The 15,689-nt window shown below is 46.1% G+C and carries 14 protein-coding genes and 1 tRNA gene; 5 read left to right on the top strand and 10 right to left on the bottom strand.

Translation table 11 applies throughout. The annotated features are described in order from the left end of the window. Window positions 1-169: 169 nt before the first annotated feature. The 3 genes from ACQ4M5_RS05095 to ACQ4M5_RS05085 all read right to left on the bottom strand — a co-directional run bounded on the left by ACQ4M5_RS05095 (window position 170) and on the right by ACQ4M5_RS05085 (window position 3,193). Window positions 170-1,354, bottom strand: a complete 1,185-nt coding sequence (locus ACQ4M5_RS05095; RefSeq protein WP_430674527.1) for an MFS transporter — start codon at window positions 1,352-1,354, stop codon at window positions 170-172. A 3-nt stretch (window positions 1,355-1,357) separates the two neighbouring features. Continuing rightward, complete coding sequence (locus ACQ4M5_RS05090; RefSeq protein WP_430674526.1) at window positions 1,358-2,680, bottom strand: hypothetical protein; 1,323 nt, start codon at window positions 2,678-2,680, stop codon at window positions 1,358-1,360. Window positions 2,681-2,836: 156 nt separating this feature from the next. Then, on the bottom strand, window positions 2,837-3,193 hold the full coding sequence (locus ACQ4M5_RS05085) for a DUF1257 domain-containing protein (RefSeq protein ID WP_430674525.1): 357 nt from the start codon (window positions 3,191-3,193) through the stop codon (window positions 2,837-2,839). A 196-nt stretch (window positions 3,194-3,389) separates the two neighbouring features. On the opposite strand from ACQ4M5_RS05085, the gene ACQ4M5_RS05080 reads away from it, so the two are divergent. Then, window positions 3,390-3,851: a DoxX family protein gene (locus tag ACQ4M5_RS05080; RefSeq protein WP_430674524.1), complete on the top strand. Its 462-nt coding sequence runs from the start codon at window positions 3,390-3,392 to the stop codon at window positions 3,849-3,851. A gap of 307 nt (window positions 3,852-4,158) precedes the next feature. Here ACQ4M5_RS05080 and ACQ4M5_RS05075 read toward each other — a convergent pair whose 3' ends face one another. The 4 genes from ACQ4M5_RS05075 to ACQ4M5_RS05060 form a co-directional block, all read right to left on the bottom strand. After that, the gene (locus tag ACQ4M5_RS05075; protein WP_430674523.1) at window positions 4,159-4,284 is read right to left on the bottom strand and encodes a hypothetical protein; all 126 of its coding nucleotides are present in this window, start codon (window positions 4,282-4,284) and stop codon (window positions 4,159-4,161) included. Between the two features lie 103 nt (window positions 4,285-4,387). Next, window positions 4,388-4,546, bottom strand: a complete 159-nt coding sequence (locus tag ACQ4M5_RS05070) for a hypothetical protein (RefSeq protein WP_430674521.1) — start codon at window positions 4,544-4,546, stop codon at window positions 4,388-4,390. 123 nt (window positions 4,547-4,669) lie between these two features. Further along, window positions 4,670-5,269, bottom strand: a complete 600-nt coding sequence (locus ACQ4M5_RS05065; RefSeq protein WP_430674520.1) for an SMI1/KNR4 family protein — start codon at window positions 5,267-5,269, stop codon at window positions 4,670-4,672. 113 nt (window positions 5,270-5,382) lie between these two features. Next, window positions 5,383-5,463: transfer RNA gene (locus ACQ4M5_RS05060), tRNA-Leu, on the bottom strand. A 178-nt stretch (window positions 5,464-5,641) separates the two neighbouring features. Between ACQ4M5_RS05060 and ACQ4M5_RS05055 the strand changes: the two genes are divergently transcribed. Continuing rightward, window positions 5,642-6,979 carry a UDP-N-acetylmuramoyl-tripeptide--D-alanyl-D-alanine ligase gene (locus ACQ4M5_RS05055; RefSeq protein ID WP_430674519.1) on the top strand — a complete coding sequence of 446 codons (1,338 nt, stop codon included), beginning with the start codon at window positions 5,642-5,644 and terminating at the stop codon, window positions 6,977-6,979. 190 nt (window positions 6,980-7,169) lie between these two features. Next, a complete protein-coding gene (locus ACQ4M5_RS05050) occupies window positions 7,170-10,370 on the top strand; it encodes an MFS transporter (protein ID WP_430674518.1) in 3,201 nt (1,066 codons plus the stop codon). Between the two features lie 167 nt (window positions 10,371-10,537). Here the strand turns inward: ACQ4M5_RS05050 and ACQ4M5_RS05045 are convergent, their stop codons facing one another. The 3 genes from ACQ4M5_RS05045 to ACQ4M5_RS05035 all read right to left on the bottom strand — a co-directional run bounded on the left by ACQ4M5_RS05045 (window position 10,538) and on the right by ACQ4M5_RS05035 (window position 13,790). Beyond that, the gene (locus ACQ4M5_RS05045) at window positions 10,538-10,873 is read right to left on the bottom strand and encodes a c-type cytochrome (RefSeq protein ID WP_430674517.1); all 336 of its coding nucleotides are present in this window, start codon (window positions 10,871-10,873) and stop codon (window positions 10,538-10,540) included. 144 nt (window positions 10,874-11,017) lie between these two features. After that, window positions 11,018-12,688: an MFS transporter gene (locus ACQ4M5_RS05040; RefSeq protein ID WP_430674516.1), complete on the bottom strand. Its 1,671-nt coding sequence runs from the start codon at window positions 12,686-12,688 to the stop codon at window positions 11,018-11,020. Window position 12,689: 1 nt separating this feature from the next. Then, window positions 12,690-13,790, bottom strand: coding sequence for a linear amide C-N hydrolase (locus ACQ4M5_RS05035; protein ID WP_430674515.1), 1,101 nt, complete (start codon window positions 13,788-13,790; stop codon window positions 12,690-12,692). Window positions 13,791-13,941: 151 nt separating this feature from the next. On the opposite strand from ACQ4M5_RS05035, the gene ACQ4M5_RS05030 reads away from it, so the two are divergent. Next, a complete protein-coding gene (locus tag ACQ4M5_RS05030) occupies window positions 13,942-14,886 on the top strand; it encodes a YihY/virulence factor BrkB family protein (protein WP_430674514.1) in 945 nt (314 codons plus the stop codon). 219 nt (window positions 14,887-15,105) lie between these two features. After that, window positions 15,106-15,681, top strand: coding sequence for an HdeD family acid-resistance protein (locus tag ACQ4M5_RS05025; protein ID WP_430674513.1), 576 nt, complete (start codon window positions 15,106-15,108; stop codon window positions 15,679-15,681). Window positions 15,682-15,689: the final 8 nt, after the last annotated feature.

Here is a 15,689-nt window from a genome sequence, read left to right as displayed (position 1 = left end):
AGCTAGGGCGCAGCAGAGATTAATGTGCCATCACAGTAGAACAAGAAAATATGAAACTCATAGGATAGATTCCCAATGAGTTTTTCAACGGCGTTCATCCACTACACAAATTTGGACATTCTCAACCCATCACTAGAGCAGAAGTTCGAGTGGATTAGATTCAAAATTCTTAAGCGATCGATGATCTCTGAGCTTTTAACCAGCTATGTAAACCGAACATGACGATCGCGAACGGTAACATCAGTCCCGGAATCACACCAATCCCCACCTGATCTGCAATCCAGCCAATTCCAGTGGGAATGATCGCGGCTCCAACACTGCCCATACTCGCAAGAATGCCGATCGCGGCTGGAACAATTGCTCGATCGACTCGTTGCGGAGTCAACCACATGATTGCGGGAAAAATTGTTGCAAGTGCAAATCCTAACACTGGCAAGACTAGCCATGCACCTGGAATTTGCCACCAGATGAACAATCCAACCATTAGTAATACTAAAGAATAAGTGATTGTTCGATTGGCTCCTAGTCGGTTCACTAATTGTCCAAAGCTCAATCGCCCGATCGTTAATCCAACCCAATAGCCTGCAACGCTGTAGCCTGAAATCTGAGTTGGAATTCCTCGGCTAACGTGCTGTACCGTGTATGCCCAGTTTCCGATGCCTGCCTCAGTTCCGACATAGATTGCTAATAAAATCGCGGAAACAACCACAAGCGGATTTTTCGCTGCTGCTGCAAGGTTAGATCGACCACTGTTTTCACCGATGAATTTTTGCTGTAACGGTGAGTATCGATGCGAAACAGCCCAGAGTAATCCTACGATCGACAAACTTACAATAATCGAAATCACGCCATAAATCTGCCGCCATTGAACTCCAAAAGTCAGTAATGTTGTCGCTAATGCTGGACCCGAAAGCGCTCCTACACCGTAAAACGCATGAAGCAATCCCATCAAATTCGCATTGCGTTGATCACTTGCAATAAACGTATTGCCACCTGCATCGATCAGTCCAATCCCAAATCCTAACAATGATCCGGTTGCAATCATCACCGTCCAATGAGTTGTTGAAGCATAAAGACTCAAAGCACTGGTGAGCAAGATTGCACCAATTAACATTGTTCGAGCTAATCCGAATCGATGCGTCAGTAAACTTGTCGTCGTTGCCGCGATCGCATATCCCGTAACTTGACTAATGAACAATAGTGTTACTGTTCCAGGTGTGAGATTGTATGTTTCAAGAATTGAGGGTAGAAGAACACCCAAGCCCCCTTCAGCGATCCCGATCGCAACGAACGAGTAGAAGATTAGAGCAACACCAATCCATAATCGATCGTTGGTTCGAGACTTTAATCGCACAATCTAACCCCGTTTGAATCCTTTTGATGGCTGTTTTGCTTTCTCTTTTGCCTTGGTTTTACTCACTTCTGCTAATGCTTCCTGGAAGAGATTATGCAAATGCAGCGGAACACTAGCAATGTCTGGAAGTTCAGGCACTAAAAGTTTATGGTATTCCTGCAACAGTGGATCGAGATCTTTCTCAAGGGTGAACTCTGGTCGATCGAGAAACGATCGCAGCAAGTTCTCTAACTGAGTCGGATACTGTTCTGTTAACCGATGCCAAACAAAATAGTTCACTTCAGCATCAGTAAGATACTTCCGAATCAGCTTATCTGCACCTTTGATAGATTTCCAATCTTCAGCGTTTAACACTGATTCAAACTGCGTGTAGGTAGTCAGCAACATCTGTCCCCAACGCGGATGTGCAAGAACTGTTACTTCTTCAGCTTTTTTCAACTCTGGCGGTAGATCAACTTGCGGTGTTACCATTTTTGCCGCTGCTTTGTTCTGAACCATTTTGGCAGCAGATTCAGCATCGAGTCCCATTGCTTCCGCCATTTCGGTCAGTTCTTCGTCGCTCATTCCTGCCTCTTGAGCGAGTTCTGCAAGCGATTTATTAGAATCAAGTCCCACCTCGTCCATCCGTCTCTGAGTGAGAAATTCTTGAAACTCAGCAATCTTTTTGCCCAAGTGATAGCCCGACATCGTAACTTGATCGCTCCCAAAAAAGTCGAGAAAGTCCTGGTGATAGCGCTCTACCGATTTCCAAGCTTCTTCTAAGAGTTCAGGAGCATCCCCATAGAGATCAGATTTATAGTTCTGACGAAAATTGCCGATCGCGACTGCTAACTTTGGTTTTCCTAAATTCCCAAACTGCACATACGGACTAAAAATCGTCCAATAGTCCTCTACAGGTGCAATTCGCGTGACTAGCATTTCTCCTTGCTTTAATCGCGACATCGCTTCTAAGTCACTGGGCTTCACAATATACATTTTGGTGGTGAGCCAGTTCATCACTTTGAAACCATCCGGCAAGATTTCTTGAATCGCGAACAATCCTGAAAAGTTGCGCTTCCAGTTTAGGAGCAATTGTCGATCGCTCTCTGATAATTCCGGTTCTTGTTCGATAAACAATTCCAGCGGGGTTTTCGTGCCAACCTGTCCATGCGTGAGAAAGATATCCACCACAGTATCTCGGTGTTTAGTCTCTTTCGATTGTGATTGAGCTAACCTGTCCGCGACAAATTTCTCAAACGCGATCGCTAACTCACCTTCTGCATCATAGACAAAATCCGTCAGCGCTTGTTTGAGTTCATTCGATCTCGCCAAAATTGCATCTACCATAAGTTACCTCGATCGTCCTTGCACAGATTAGCTTTTACCCGTAGTAGCTCCGAAGCATCTTGAGATAGATTTTTTGGAGCTGCTCAAAAAATAATCCTTTACGGAGTGCAACTAGGACTCCGTAAAGGATTATAGTGATTTCTAAAAGTTGGGCAATTAGCCGCGAACCTTCACTTGGATATTCGCATTTTGCAAACCAGGGCGTTTTGCAACTGCACTCAGAGTTTGCTGTACCGCATATTTTTGGTTCACAGAGGTCATGAGTTCTGCAAGGTTGTGCTTTCTTGCAACACCCCACAGATCCGCCACGATGCTGTATGTACCATCTTCGTTATGTACCCAACCAATGTCATAGCTGCCATCCAATACAGCAACAATGTCAGCATGGACGCGCTGACAACCCATTCCACGAACTTCGGTGTTTGATTCAACTGTGAAACCAAGGTCGCGCAACGAAGCTTTGAGCAGTTCGCCATCGGTGATCTTGCTGCGGAGTGTACTAAAGTGCGACATACGTTTATCCCTTGCTTGAAATTGAGTGATGTTTACTTATCCGTTAACGGTAGCAGCAGCGGATTGCGGCGACCGTCTATCTAAAGACTTCTTTTTTTATCTTATGGCAGACCCTAAAAACCGGGGTTGAGTTATGTTACGATTTCAGACCTCGATTGTTCGTTAAAATTCAAGAACTGTATGCGAGAAACCGACAATGACCGTTACACAGTCTCAGCAACGATCGATTCTTTCTTCTCTTTTACACTCTGACCTTAGCCCGAATCCGACCTTTCAAGCGGCTTGGCTGACGGTGCGCGTCGTCGTGGGCGCTTTGATGATTCACAATGGCTTTAGTAAGTTGGCGGATGTGCAGGGCTTTGTGGATCATGTGATGACGGTGATTGGCTTTCCGTTTCCGGTATTCTTTACTTACTGTGCAGCCTTCGCGGAAATCGGTTCGTCGATTTTATTAATCTTTGGATTTCTCACTCGAATTAGTGCTGTGTCACTCGCATTCACAATGTTAATCGCGGTTTACTTTCATCTGAAAAAGACTGGATTGGATATTGGACCTTTAGAAACCGCTTCGCTTTATCTGCTGATCTATCTGTTGTATACGATCGGAGGAGGCGGAAATTATTCGATCGATTATCTGTTATCGAAAGATCGCTCTTAAAGCGGGTTTGAAAAGCATAAAAAGCTTTCTCGCTTCGTTCCATCTCGCCCCGGACTGGAAGTCGGGGCTATCGGTGCGAAGTCCTTTGAAAAGGACTGAAGACCTTACCTAATCTTGTTATTAGTCCCCTTCAGTGGACTTTGTTCTGTTAGCCCCGAATTCATTCCGGGGCGAGTCATGCAATCAACGATACTTTTCAAACACTCTCTTAAAGCGAATGGTCTAGATCTGTAAATCTGCAAAACCTCTTCAGCCTTGTAGATCTACAGTTCTAGACCATCAAATTTTTTGAATTCTAAGGTGAAGATTACTCTTCTTCCAGTTCGATCTCTTCTTCAGCCTGCTGATTTTCTGCTGCAATCTCTTCTAATGCTTTCTGAATCCACAGTTTTGATAAATCTAGTAAGCTAATGCTGTCAGGCACAGTCGTCATGGATTGATTCCTCCTTCTCTATCTTAGAGCGTAGCGAACTCTGTCTAAGGTTTCACGCTTAGATCTACCTATTGCAACATTTGTTCATAATTCGTTAGCTCTCTTAGATTTCGTCTGGATCAATTCCCATCGATCGAAGTTGTTCTGCCAGTCGTTGCGCTTTCGCCTCAGCGTCTTCAGCCCGTGATTCTGCTGCTTCAGCGCGTTCGGCTCCAGTAGGAATGACGTTGCCATTGCGATCGCACCACCGCTTTAGAGGCATACAATGGCTCGACGAGTAAGCGCTGCTATTTTTCAGATTGGAAGTTGTCCACCGGGATATCGTTATCAGGTCACAAATACCTGATGTCAACTTAATTCAATTTCGACGATCGCTAATTTTTGCTTAATCTAGCACCCATTTTGATTGAGTCGCAGTGAATTGATTTCTGGGTTCTTGGCGATCGTATCCCATTGTTGTGCTGGCAAGTAAGGGGAACTTTGTTTCTAATTCTGTACCGAGACAAAAGTTAGTCACAAAATTGTAGAAATCTCTGCCGATTTGATGAGCGTCGCCGTTTTCGTCGATCGCGTATATGTCATAGCTTCGATCATTAGATTCATAAGTATTCAAATCAAAAACGAGTAGTGTTCCTGATCCCAATCCAAATAGATAGGCGTGATTAAGTAGCGCTTGAGTAAGGGGAGCCTCTCGAAACGACGATTTGCAAGCTTCAATAATTTCTGTGTTTGATTTAGCTTGGATTTTGAAATGTTCAACGTTTGGACAGTCAATGCAAATAAAACCTTGCCCAAAGGAGCCCTCTCCAAATGTTTGACAGAACTCTTTGTATCCAAGTGGGAGCATGATGTTAAGAAGCGATTCAAATATTGCCAAATCTTCAGCGCTTACAATAGTGAGAGTCGTTAAATTAAAGGCTAGTGTATTTAATTTGACTTCTACCTGTTCCAGCAAACTTTTCCATCTTTCCAAGCGAGTAGACATTTTTCAAGCTGAATCATTAAATTCAGTATACTTGTTCTACTAATTCACAAAAAAGCCTGCAATATCTTTTAAAAACAAAAAGGGGAAGTGGTAAGCTTCCCCATCTAACTATATGCGGATGGCGAGACTCGAACTCGCAAGGCAATGCCACACGCACCTCAAGCGTGCGCGTATACCAATTCCGCCACATCCGCCTAAGCCTTATTCAGAATAGCAGAGAAGTGGCGAAATCGTGACAAAGATTTTTCAGAATTGCGAAGTTCGTCAGTTTTGCAGGGTCGATCGCAGATTTTTCACCTCATTCTGATTTGACCGAGGCTGTATACTGAAACGCGGTACACGCAGACCTTATCAATTTCCAGAGAATTTTTCATGTCGTTTCACGCAACGTTAGATCAGTTGATCGCAATTCTTGGGGCATCTTCTCAAAATCTACTCGGATCGGATGCCAAAGGCATTACAACGGATACGCGATCGATTCAACTGGGTGAGGTTTTTCTGGCGTTGCGGGGTGAGCGATTTGATGGACATGATTTTGTACGATCGGCAATCGAACAAGGCGCGATCGCGGCAATTGTCGATTCTCAGTTTGAGGCGGGTGATTTGCCTGTACTAATTGTGTCGGATACGTTACAGGCGTATCAAGCGATCGGGCATTGGTGGCGCAAACAGTTTAAGATTCCGATTATTGCGATTACTGGATCGGTTGGTAAAACAACAACTAAAGAATTAATTGCAGCGGTTTTATCAAAGTACGGAAAAGTACATAAAACGCAGGCAAATTACAACAACGAAATTGGAGTTCCGAAAACGCTACTGGAATTGAACTCTGATCATGATTTTGCTGTGATTGAGATGGGAATGAGAGCGTTAGGAGAAATTGCGCTGCTCTCTCAGATTGCAAGTCCTGATATTAGCGTGATTACAAATGTGGGAACGGCGCATATTGGGAGATTGGGATCGAGAGAAGCGATCGCACAAGCAAAATGTGAACTTTTAGAAGAGATGCCGAAGGATTCAGTCGCAATTCTCAATCACGATAATCCTTTGCTACTCGAAACGGCGAAAACAGTTTGGCAAGGGAAATCGATTACTTATGGATTGCAAGGCGGCGATTTGCAAGGACAGTTAATCGATACTGAAACGCTGAAAGTTGGAAATGATCAATTCCCCTTACCACTTCCCGGTGAACATAATGCGCTGAATTTTCTAGCAGCATTAGCAGTGATTCAAGCATTAAATCTAGACGCTTCTAAACTGACTTCGGGAGTTGAAGTTGAATTGCTGGGAGGACGATCGAGACGATATGAACTCTCTAATGATGTGGTGATTTTGGATGAGAGCTACAACGCCGGATTGGAATCGATGTTAGCTTCATTGAAATTACTCGCGCAAACCGAAGGCGATCGCAAAATTGCGGTACTTGGAACGATGAAAGAACTGGGCGATTGGTCAATTCAATATCATCGCCAAGTCGGAGAACAAGTCAAAGATTTGAAACTCGATCGATTACTCATCCTTGCTGACCCTGACGAAGCGAAAGCAATGAAATGTGCTGCTTCTCCGATTCCTGCTGAAACTTTTACCACGTATACAGAAGTAATCGATCGACTAAATCACCTAATCCAACCTGGGGATCGACTACTGTTCAAAGCTTCTCGCGCTGTTGGACTCGATCGCGTCGTCACCGCTCTCATTCCGTCTAAATAAATACCTCACCCCCCACCCCCCACTCCCCACTCCTTTGAAGTTCCTACTTTCAGTCGATCCCCCCTACCCCCTCCGAAAGATGATACTCTCCCCATCGGTAGGCGATTCTGGCATCTAAAGTAGTGTTTCAAAATGACAGCCTCACTGACACAGTTACTTGTGTTGGGCGGAGTCTGATGAGGGAATTTCTATGAGTCAAGTCGCAAATTTAACATGGGAACTCGGTCAGATCCTGGCACAAGTTCCAATCAATCGAGGCGTGACAACCCCGGAGGAAGCCGCTTTGGTGTTCTCTGGTCCTCGATTTTTCGTTGCTTTAATTTCAGGAATTGTATTAGCGTTTGCATTTCAATTACTGTTCACAAACCTATCCGTAGCAGCGGGTATCTCATATCTGGGACACTCCTCGGATGATCATCACAGTTCACATCATCATTCCAGTAGTAATGGTGGCGGAACGATTAAAAAGATCGGGCTTGCGGTCGGACTCTGGACATTGATTACAGTCACGATTTCACTGTTCATCGCTTGTCTATTAGCGGTGAAATTGAGCTTACTGACGACTGCGGGGTTAGGTGCGATCGTCGGTCTCGTAATTTGGGCAGCATATTTCACGATTCTCGTTTGGGTCAGTTCGAGTACGGTTGGATCGCTCGTCGGTTCAGTCGTCAATGCTGCAACCTCTGGGTTTCAATCATTAGTGGGAACCGCGACCGCAGCATTCGGAGCTAGAGCGGTAAATCAGCAAGTGGTTTCGACCGCAGAAGCAGCAGCGGCAGCCGTTCGACGCGAATTGGGATCGGCGATCGATCCTGCCAATATTCGCGATTCTCTCGAAGACTACATTGAGCGGCTCCGTCCAGCACAAATGGATTTCGGTCGAGTCCGCCGTGAACTCGAAGGATTGGTGAATGATCCAGAACTGCAAAATATTATGGGTGGAGGTTCGCCCGCAGATGTGATCGAACGATTGCGGAATGTCGATCGTAATACTTTCTTGCGGTTGATCAGCGAACGAACTGACTTATCCAAACGCGATGCGAATCGATTAGTCGATCAGTTGGATGCCGTGTGGAAAGATACGATCGGACGCTATCAGCAACGCAAAGATCCGACTCAAGAATTGGTTGAATACCTGAAGACTGTTCAATCCGGGCAAGTCAATGTCAATGATCTGAATCGTCGTTTGGATCAATTGACCGAGGAGTTGCGTCGTCAGGGTCAAACGTTGCAGAACACGCAGCAAGACCAAATGTCTGGAATGCGAGATGCGTTCTCAACGATGACTCAACAAGGATCGAAGCCAGGTCAATCACCGAGCTTAATCGATCGAGCCATGCAAATGGGTTTCTCGACTCTGATGGGAACAGTCGTCGGACGTACCGACCTGCATGATCTCGATGTTGAGAAGATCATCGGACAGATTCAGACGGCTCGCGATAAAGTGATGTCCGGTGCACAGCAAGCTACTCAGAAAGTCTCTTCTAACTTTAGTCCGATCAAATCCGATGTCGAGAACTATCTGCTGAATACCTATGCTTGGCACTTCAACCGGGAAACATTGGACACTGAATTCCGCGAAGTACTTTACGATCCGGAAGCTGATCCAGGTGCTGTTCGTCGGGAACTCGAACGTCTGACCCGTGGTGATTTTGTCAGTCTCTTAACTCAACGTGGAGACTTACCGCCTGCACGAGTCGCTGAGATTGCAGATCAACTCGAAACCGTTCGCACCTCGATTCTCGGTCAAGTTCAACTGGCTGAAGAACAGGGAGAAACAACGGATGTCCGGAGCCGTGTTGAGAACTATCTGCGAAACACCCACAAAGATGAACTTAACCCGGATGCGATCGAGCGAGAACTTTCACTGCTGCTCGAAGACCCCGAAGCTGGTTACGACGCTCTCAAGAATCGCTTAAGTCACTTCGATCACGATACTTTGGTGCAATTGTTGTCGCAGCGTCAGGACATGACTCCTGAAGAAGCCGATCGCATTGTGAGCCAATTTGAAGGCACTCGCGATCGTGTTCTCAATTCGGCTCAGGAAGCTCAAAATCGCGTTCGTTCTGAAGCAGAAGCGTTACGCCTGAGAGTGGAATCGTATCTGCGAAACACCAACAAATCTGAACTCAATCCAGACGACATCAAGCGCGATTTCCGCACATTGCTCGATGATCCGCAAGCGGGAGCGAGTGCACTCCGGTCGCGCCTGAGTCATTTCGATCGCGATACCTTTGTGCAATTGTTATCGCAACGTCAGGACATGACTCCTGAAGAAGCCGATCGCATTGTGACTCAGCTTGAAGATGTTCGCCATAACATTCTTCACGCGCCTCAAATGGCAGTTCACACCGCGAAAGATCAGGTTGATCATGCCACTTCTGCGATCGAGAACATTCTTCGCAACACACACCGCGACGAACTTGATCCAGAAGGCATCAAACGCGATCTCAACGTCTTGCTGAGTGATCCGAAAGCAGGAGCTTATCGCTTAAGAAGAAGACTATCCCAAGTCGATCGCGACACCCTTATCAAACTGTTAGCACAACGTCCTGATCTGACCGAAGCTCAGGCAAACCAATTAGTCGATCAAACGTTAGCTTCCATTCGGAGTGTGGTACGTTCTCCGCGTCGTTTGGCATCGAGAACTCAACAGCGAGTGCAAAATTTCCAATCGACTTTCGAGAACTATCTGCGGAATACGCACAAGGACGAACTCGATCCTGATAGCATCAAGCGCGATTTGCAACTGCTTTTACGCGATCCACGAGGTGGCTTTGGGAGTTTGACAGATCGCTTATCGCACTTTGATCGTTCGACGATCGTGGCATTGCTGGCTCAACGCAATGACATGAGCGAAGAAGAAGCGAACCGGATTGTGGATCAAGTGCTGTCAGTGCGTGAACAATTCATGGCACAAATCCACGCGATCCAACATCGAATTCAAGGTGTGATTGATGGCATTCTCGATCGCATTCGCAACTATCTGAATTCGCTCGATCGACCGGAGTTGAACTATGACAGCATTCGGACTGATATTCGCACAATGTTCCACGATCCGCAGGCTGGATTTGATGCCTTGCGCGATCGCTTAGGGCACTTCAATCGCGATACGGTGGTTGCGCTGTTGTCTTCTCGTGATGACATCTCTGAAGCGGAAGCGAATCGGATTGTCGATCAAGTGGAGAATGCGAGAACGTCGGTCTTGCGTCGGGCAGAACGGATTCAAAGTGAGACTCAGCATCGTTTAGAAGAAGTCAGACGGCAAGCAATGAAGCAAGCTGAAGAAACTCGCAAAGCAGCAGAATCGGCGGCTTGGTGGTTGTTTGGAACGGCTTTAGTGTCGGCTGGTGCAGCAGCATTAGCAGGTGCGCTGGCGGTTGGATGGTAGGCTCGTTTGGGGCGGCTTGTGCCCCCTAAATCCCCCATTTTGAGGGACTTTGAAGAAGAGAAACCTTTGAAGGCAGGATGAAAAGAACCCAGGTAGTGAGTTTTCTACCTGGGTTTTTGCGATTTGATGATAGGTTCATTTTCTATTGTGCGATCGAGCTTTATTTTTTATTTCCAGTTTTCGTTTGCTCGATCGAGCACATACTGAGCCAAATCCCGAATTTCTGTCTCACTCATTCGCTCTCTGTAGGCGGACATATTGCCTTTCCCGTTTGTGATAATTTCTGCGATCGTATCTACCGTTCCATATCCGTTCTTCTCCAATGCTTTCAATCTCAGAGTCTTACCACGCCGCACAATGTTACCGCCGTTGACGTGGCAGCCTGAGCAGTGAAATTCAAATAATTGGGCAGATTCAGCCCAAGCGGGTGAAGCAAACAATAGAACTGCACAGAGTACGATCGCGAGAATTCTAAACATCATCAAGCCGCAAATTCTATTCATTATGGCATTTAGGAGATTTCTACGAAAGAGCTTACCGCTTGAAAGACTGCCCTTCGGCTTCGCTCAGGGCGCGATCTCTAGCTGACTGAGCGAAGCCGAAGACAGCGGGTAATTTGTTTTCGATAAATCTCCTTATACAGTTAGTTACTTGTTCTCTTGACGGGATGGATATTTAGGTAAGGTCGTGGCAAGCAGAAAACAGAGTCCAGTAAACACCAGCGCAAGCAACAAAGAAGTTTGTAGTCCTGAAGTTGCTGCTTCTTGACTAATTTGGCGAAGAAAAGGAACGACCGATGCAGGCACTTGATTCACAACAGCAGTATTCAAGTCGCGACGAGAAAGCGTCTGAATCATTTCTTGCAGCGTCGCAATCAATCGAACCCGATCGACGGGATTGAGCGTCTGCCCTAACTGTTGTGACACACCATCTACAACCCCTCGCGAAGTGTAGAAGATTAGTGATGTTCCTAAGATAGCTCTGCCCAACGAATTCCCTAAATTCTGAACCGGATTGTAGATGCCCGTTCCCTCGATTTTGCCGTTCTCTGCGGCTGAATAAGTCAATCGACTCACGTAAGGACTAAACAAACCTGAGCCAATTCCCATGACAACCAAACCAGGAAGTAAATCGATCGAGGACACACGAAGGCTCAAACTGTGATACAGCATGAAGATTCCAACTGCGAAAAGCACTGTTCCAGTAAACACGATCGACTTCGGTGATACCCGCTGAAATACAGTTTCTCCATGACGGTCGCTCGCCAGTTTCAAGAACTTCAGCGCTCCAATCACGACCACAATCTTTGTAATGTTCAACGGCATGATTGTTAAAGCAGTGCGGTATGGGTTAAGCGCTAGGGTTAGAGGAACATACTGAAATAGATTAAACTGCACCCCGGCAAGAATCAGAGTATGGATCATCGCTGCCAACGTTCCCAGCACAAATCCGGGCTTTCGTAACAAGCCTGCTCGTAAAATCGAAGCTTCTCCTTTTCTAGCTTGTCGTCGCTGCCAGAAGGCAAAAAAGCCCAGCAGAATCAATCCAACAGCAATCAGAGTCGGCACGATCGACAACGGAAACGGTGGCAGAACGACGTGCCCAATTGAAAACACTCGCTTCGGCTCCCACCAGCCAAATTCCATTGCCAGACTAACTCCGCTCAGAATCAGTCCCAATCCCAGGAACGAGAGCAGTCCACCAATCCAATCGATCGGTTGTTGGCAATAAATACTAATGTTCGGCAGTGTTCGTCGTCGCAACCAAATCAAAATCAGCGCAACGATCGAGGGTAAAAATGCCCAACGCCAACCAATCTGAGACGCGAGAAATCCACCGAGCAGCGATCCCATCAAACTGCCCAGCGTAGAGACCACAATCAATCCGACTGTAGCTTGCTCTCCAATCTTTCCTCGGTAAATCAGATCGACGAATGTCCAGGGCGTACTGACTAGCGGAGTTGCAGCTAGACCCGTCAACACCGCAAAGCTAAGTGCCAAAATCACGATCGACGAACTCAGCGCCGTCAAACTAATTCCCAATCCATACAGCAGCAATCCCGCTAGAAACACAGGAGTTCGACCAAAATAGCGGCAGAGGTTTTCTGTCGTGGGCGCAAACGCGGCAGTCGTGAGCGAAAACAAAACTAGCACCGTTTGAATCGAGCCAATACTTGAATCAAACTCTTGCACGATCGCAGGCATAATCGCGGGCAAGACTCCAATGTTATGGGAAACCATCCAAACCGTTAGACTAATCACCCGCAGCGGAGAAGTGCGGCTCCAAATTTTTGGCTCTGGTGCGATCGATTCACTCATTTCATGCAGCGGGAGTTACCTGTAAAAACTTCATTGGTTCTGTCGGCTCAAACTGATCTGAGGTGTCACCTGCAAAGATTGCACCATCTGTGAGCGTCAGCTTTTTCACTGGACTGCCTTCGGAGAAATCTAGATTGTTTAGCTCGACCCAGAAAACATTCGGACTACGAACCGACTCGAAGAAATAGCGCTTATTTTTATGATCCGCAACGGTTCGCCAAACGGTTGAGGAAATATTTGGCTGATCAGGAGTACTAATTCCCATTGGCACTGACGCATTTCGGATCACTGAAAATACACCTGCAACACCTTCGATCGCATCTGCCGTTTTAGGAATTGCATTGATGTAGAACGAAGCTCGAACAAACCGATCAGAGGCTCGATTCGTCCCAGGGAGCATCGTTGTTCCACCAATCGATCGCCAGTATTCATTCAAAGCAAGCTGCTGACTATAAATCGGAGAGTTCGTCATCACCTGATAGTTCGGATCGTGGTGAATCATCAGCTTACCTTCAACGTATTCAAAGATCGCTGAATCGCCGGAGGTATCGGAAATAGAAAGATGGATTGTTCCAGGCTTCCCATCGGGTGAAGTGACAGGCACAATGTAAAACGGTTCTTGTGCGATCGCGGTGACTGCTTCCTTTACGGTTGCGAAATTATCGAGTAGATACTGTGCCCAGAGCGATAAAGATAAGGACTGACGTGAATCATCAGGTGTAGGAGTCGGGTACTCGCTCTCAACGAGATACAGCAGATTCGCAAAGAGTCCCTGCTCGTTCAGTCCGTCAGAGATGCCAGCGTCCCATCCTGCAACTCCCACACTGCCATATTTTGAGACCCAGCGAATCGAGTTTGCACCCGCCGCCCCGTCTCGCTCAATCCCGCGTGGAAAAGCCCAGAGATTGCTCTTGAGATCATTGAGCCAATCCATTGTTCGTCCAGTGATCACTAAACCGTCTAATCCTTTGTAGACTGCCCGTGTACAGCCTAGAAAGATGGGGAGCATCGTTAATCCCGTTAAACTATCGAATAGTGTGTTGAAATCCAGATGGAAATCGAATGCAAATTGCAGCATGGATATCGATCGTAGATGAATCATGATACTTAGTCCAAGATTACATCGAACTTTGTCAAAGTGATCGTTCGTGACAAAAATCTAATGATTGCTAACCAACCCTACTATGAGTCCATCTGAGAGCTATGATCCAATCATTGAATTGATCGCGCCCCTGATGCTGTGAGCCTGTTCTATGTTGCGATATTTTCGATCGACTGTTCTTCCCTCTAAGCCTGCTCAACTGCTCATCAGAACCGGATTGAAGTGGGATCAAGATAACTGTCCGGGAATGGCGGCTTCGCTGTCCTATTTTTCGCTGTTTTCTTTGTTTCCGTTACTGCTGATTTTGCTTAGTGTTGTGGGTCGGCTGATTGCACCTGGAACAGAAGCATTTCAAGAGATGCAGGTCGCAGTGCGGCAATATTTACCATCAGAAGTTCATGACCTAATTAGAGAAACAGTGATTTCGCTAAATCAGAACAGTGTGGGCGCTGGAATTATTGGATTTAGTTTTTTACTGTGGACTGCGAGTGCAGTGTTTAGCATTCTTAGAAGCTCTGTGAATAAGATTTGGCAGTCTCCGAGTCGCGCTTCTGAAACGGGATCGATCGCGAAAACAGTGCTTTTCTTTGTGTCGAATAAGCTATTTTCGTTTCTATTAGTGTTTGGAACGGGATTTCTTTTGTTTGCTTCACTGATTTCCAGTATTGTGATCAAAGCAATTTTGCAACTGGTCACAACCTTTCAGGAAGTGCTCCCTTGGATTCAAATCGATGAAGCTCAATTAGCTAGAGGATTGCAAACGGGATCATCGTTTTTGATTTTAGCGATCGCGCTTTGCATTCTCTACAAAATCCTGCCTACAGTTTATGTTGCGTGGAATGATGTTTGGCTGAGTGCGCTGTTAGTTGCGCTCTTACTGGTTGGACTTCAACAATTGGTGAGCAACAGTGTGATCTCGATCGGGAGTCATTTCTTGTCTTATGGGGTGATCGGGGGTGTGATGATTTTGCTGTTATGGATTTTTCTGACGGCTCAAATCTTTCTATTCGGCTGTGTGTTTTCCTATATGTATGCTCATTCCTTTGGCAGTCGTCGCCATCAAGGTTTGGATCAACTTTCTAGGAAAGTGCTTTAAAGGTAATCGTTCATCGTATGAACCACCCCTCGAATCAATTCAGTTTGTTTGGATGATCCCCGAATTCTATCCGGCAGGCATTTGAATTCATGCAGGAAGTCTGCTAGATCAGATCATATCAGTTTCATATTTTATTGTCCTAAGCTGAAAGTACTACCCGGCACTCATTTCAAAACACGATCGCGTTCAGTTTGCAACCGTTTTAGAAGCGAGGTTCCTATGATTAGTCCACCAGAACTTCAACTTGATGCCAATGTTGTTAAAAAATCAACGGGTTGGGTTATTGCCCTCAGTATTGCTTTAATCATTCTTGGAATTGCTGCGATTCTGCTTCCAGGAATTGCTTCAGCCTTTTTCACTTCAATAATTGGTTGGATTACGCTGATTAGCGGCGGAATCATGATTGTTCAATCGTTTCAGTCGAAGCCTGTTCGGGGATTTTGGTTGAATCTATTGGTTGGTATTTCTTATGCCATTGCAGGCTGCTATATCCTGTTTAATTTGAGAGCCGCAGTGTTGGTACTAACCCTCACATTCGGCATTCTATTTATTGTTGAAGGGATCTACACGATCATCATGGCGTTTACCAATCGTTCAGGGCATCGAATGTCTTGGCTCGTTGCACTAAACGGGATCGTGACCCTGATTCTCGGCATTATGGTGCTGAATCGGTTTCCCTCCAGCGCGATTTGGCTCATTGGTCTATACATGGGAATTAGCTTGCTGATGAGCGGTACTTCCCTGCTTGTTGCCGCCCTAGCTATCCGACGATCGGCGACCCGATCAGCACTATAAGTTTTAGC

It is taken from the genome of Leptolyngbya sp. AN10 (assembly GCF_050565645.1).
GTDB lineage: Bacteria > Cyanobacteriota > Cyanobacteriia > Leptolyngbyales > Leptolyngbyaceae > Leptolyngbya.
Note: the sequence above shows the minus strand (reverse complement) of the source record. Positions and strands in the feature narration are given on the sequence as shown.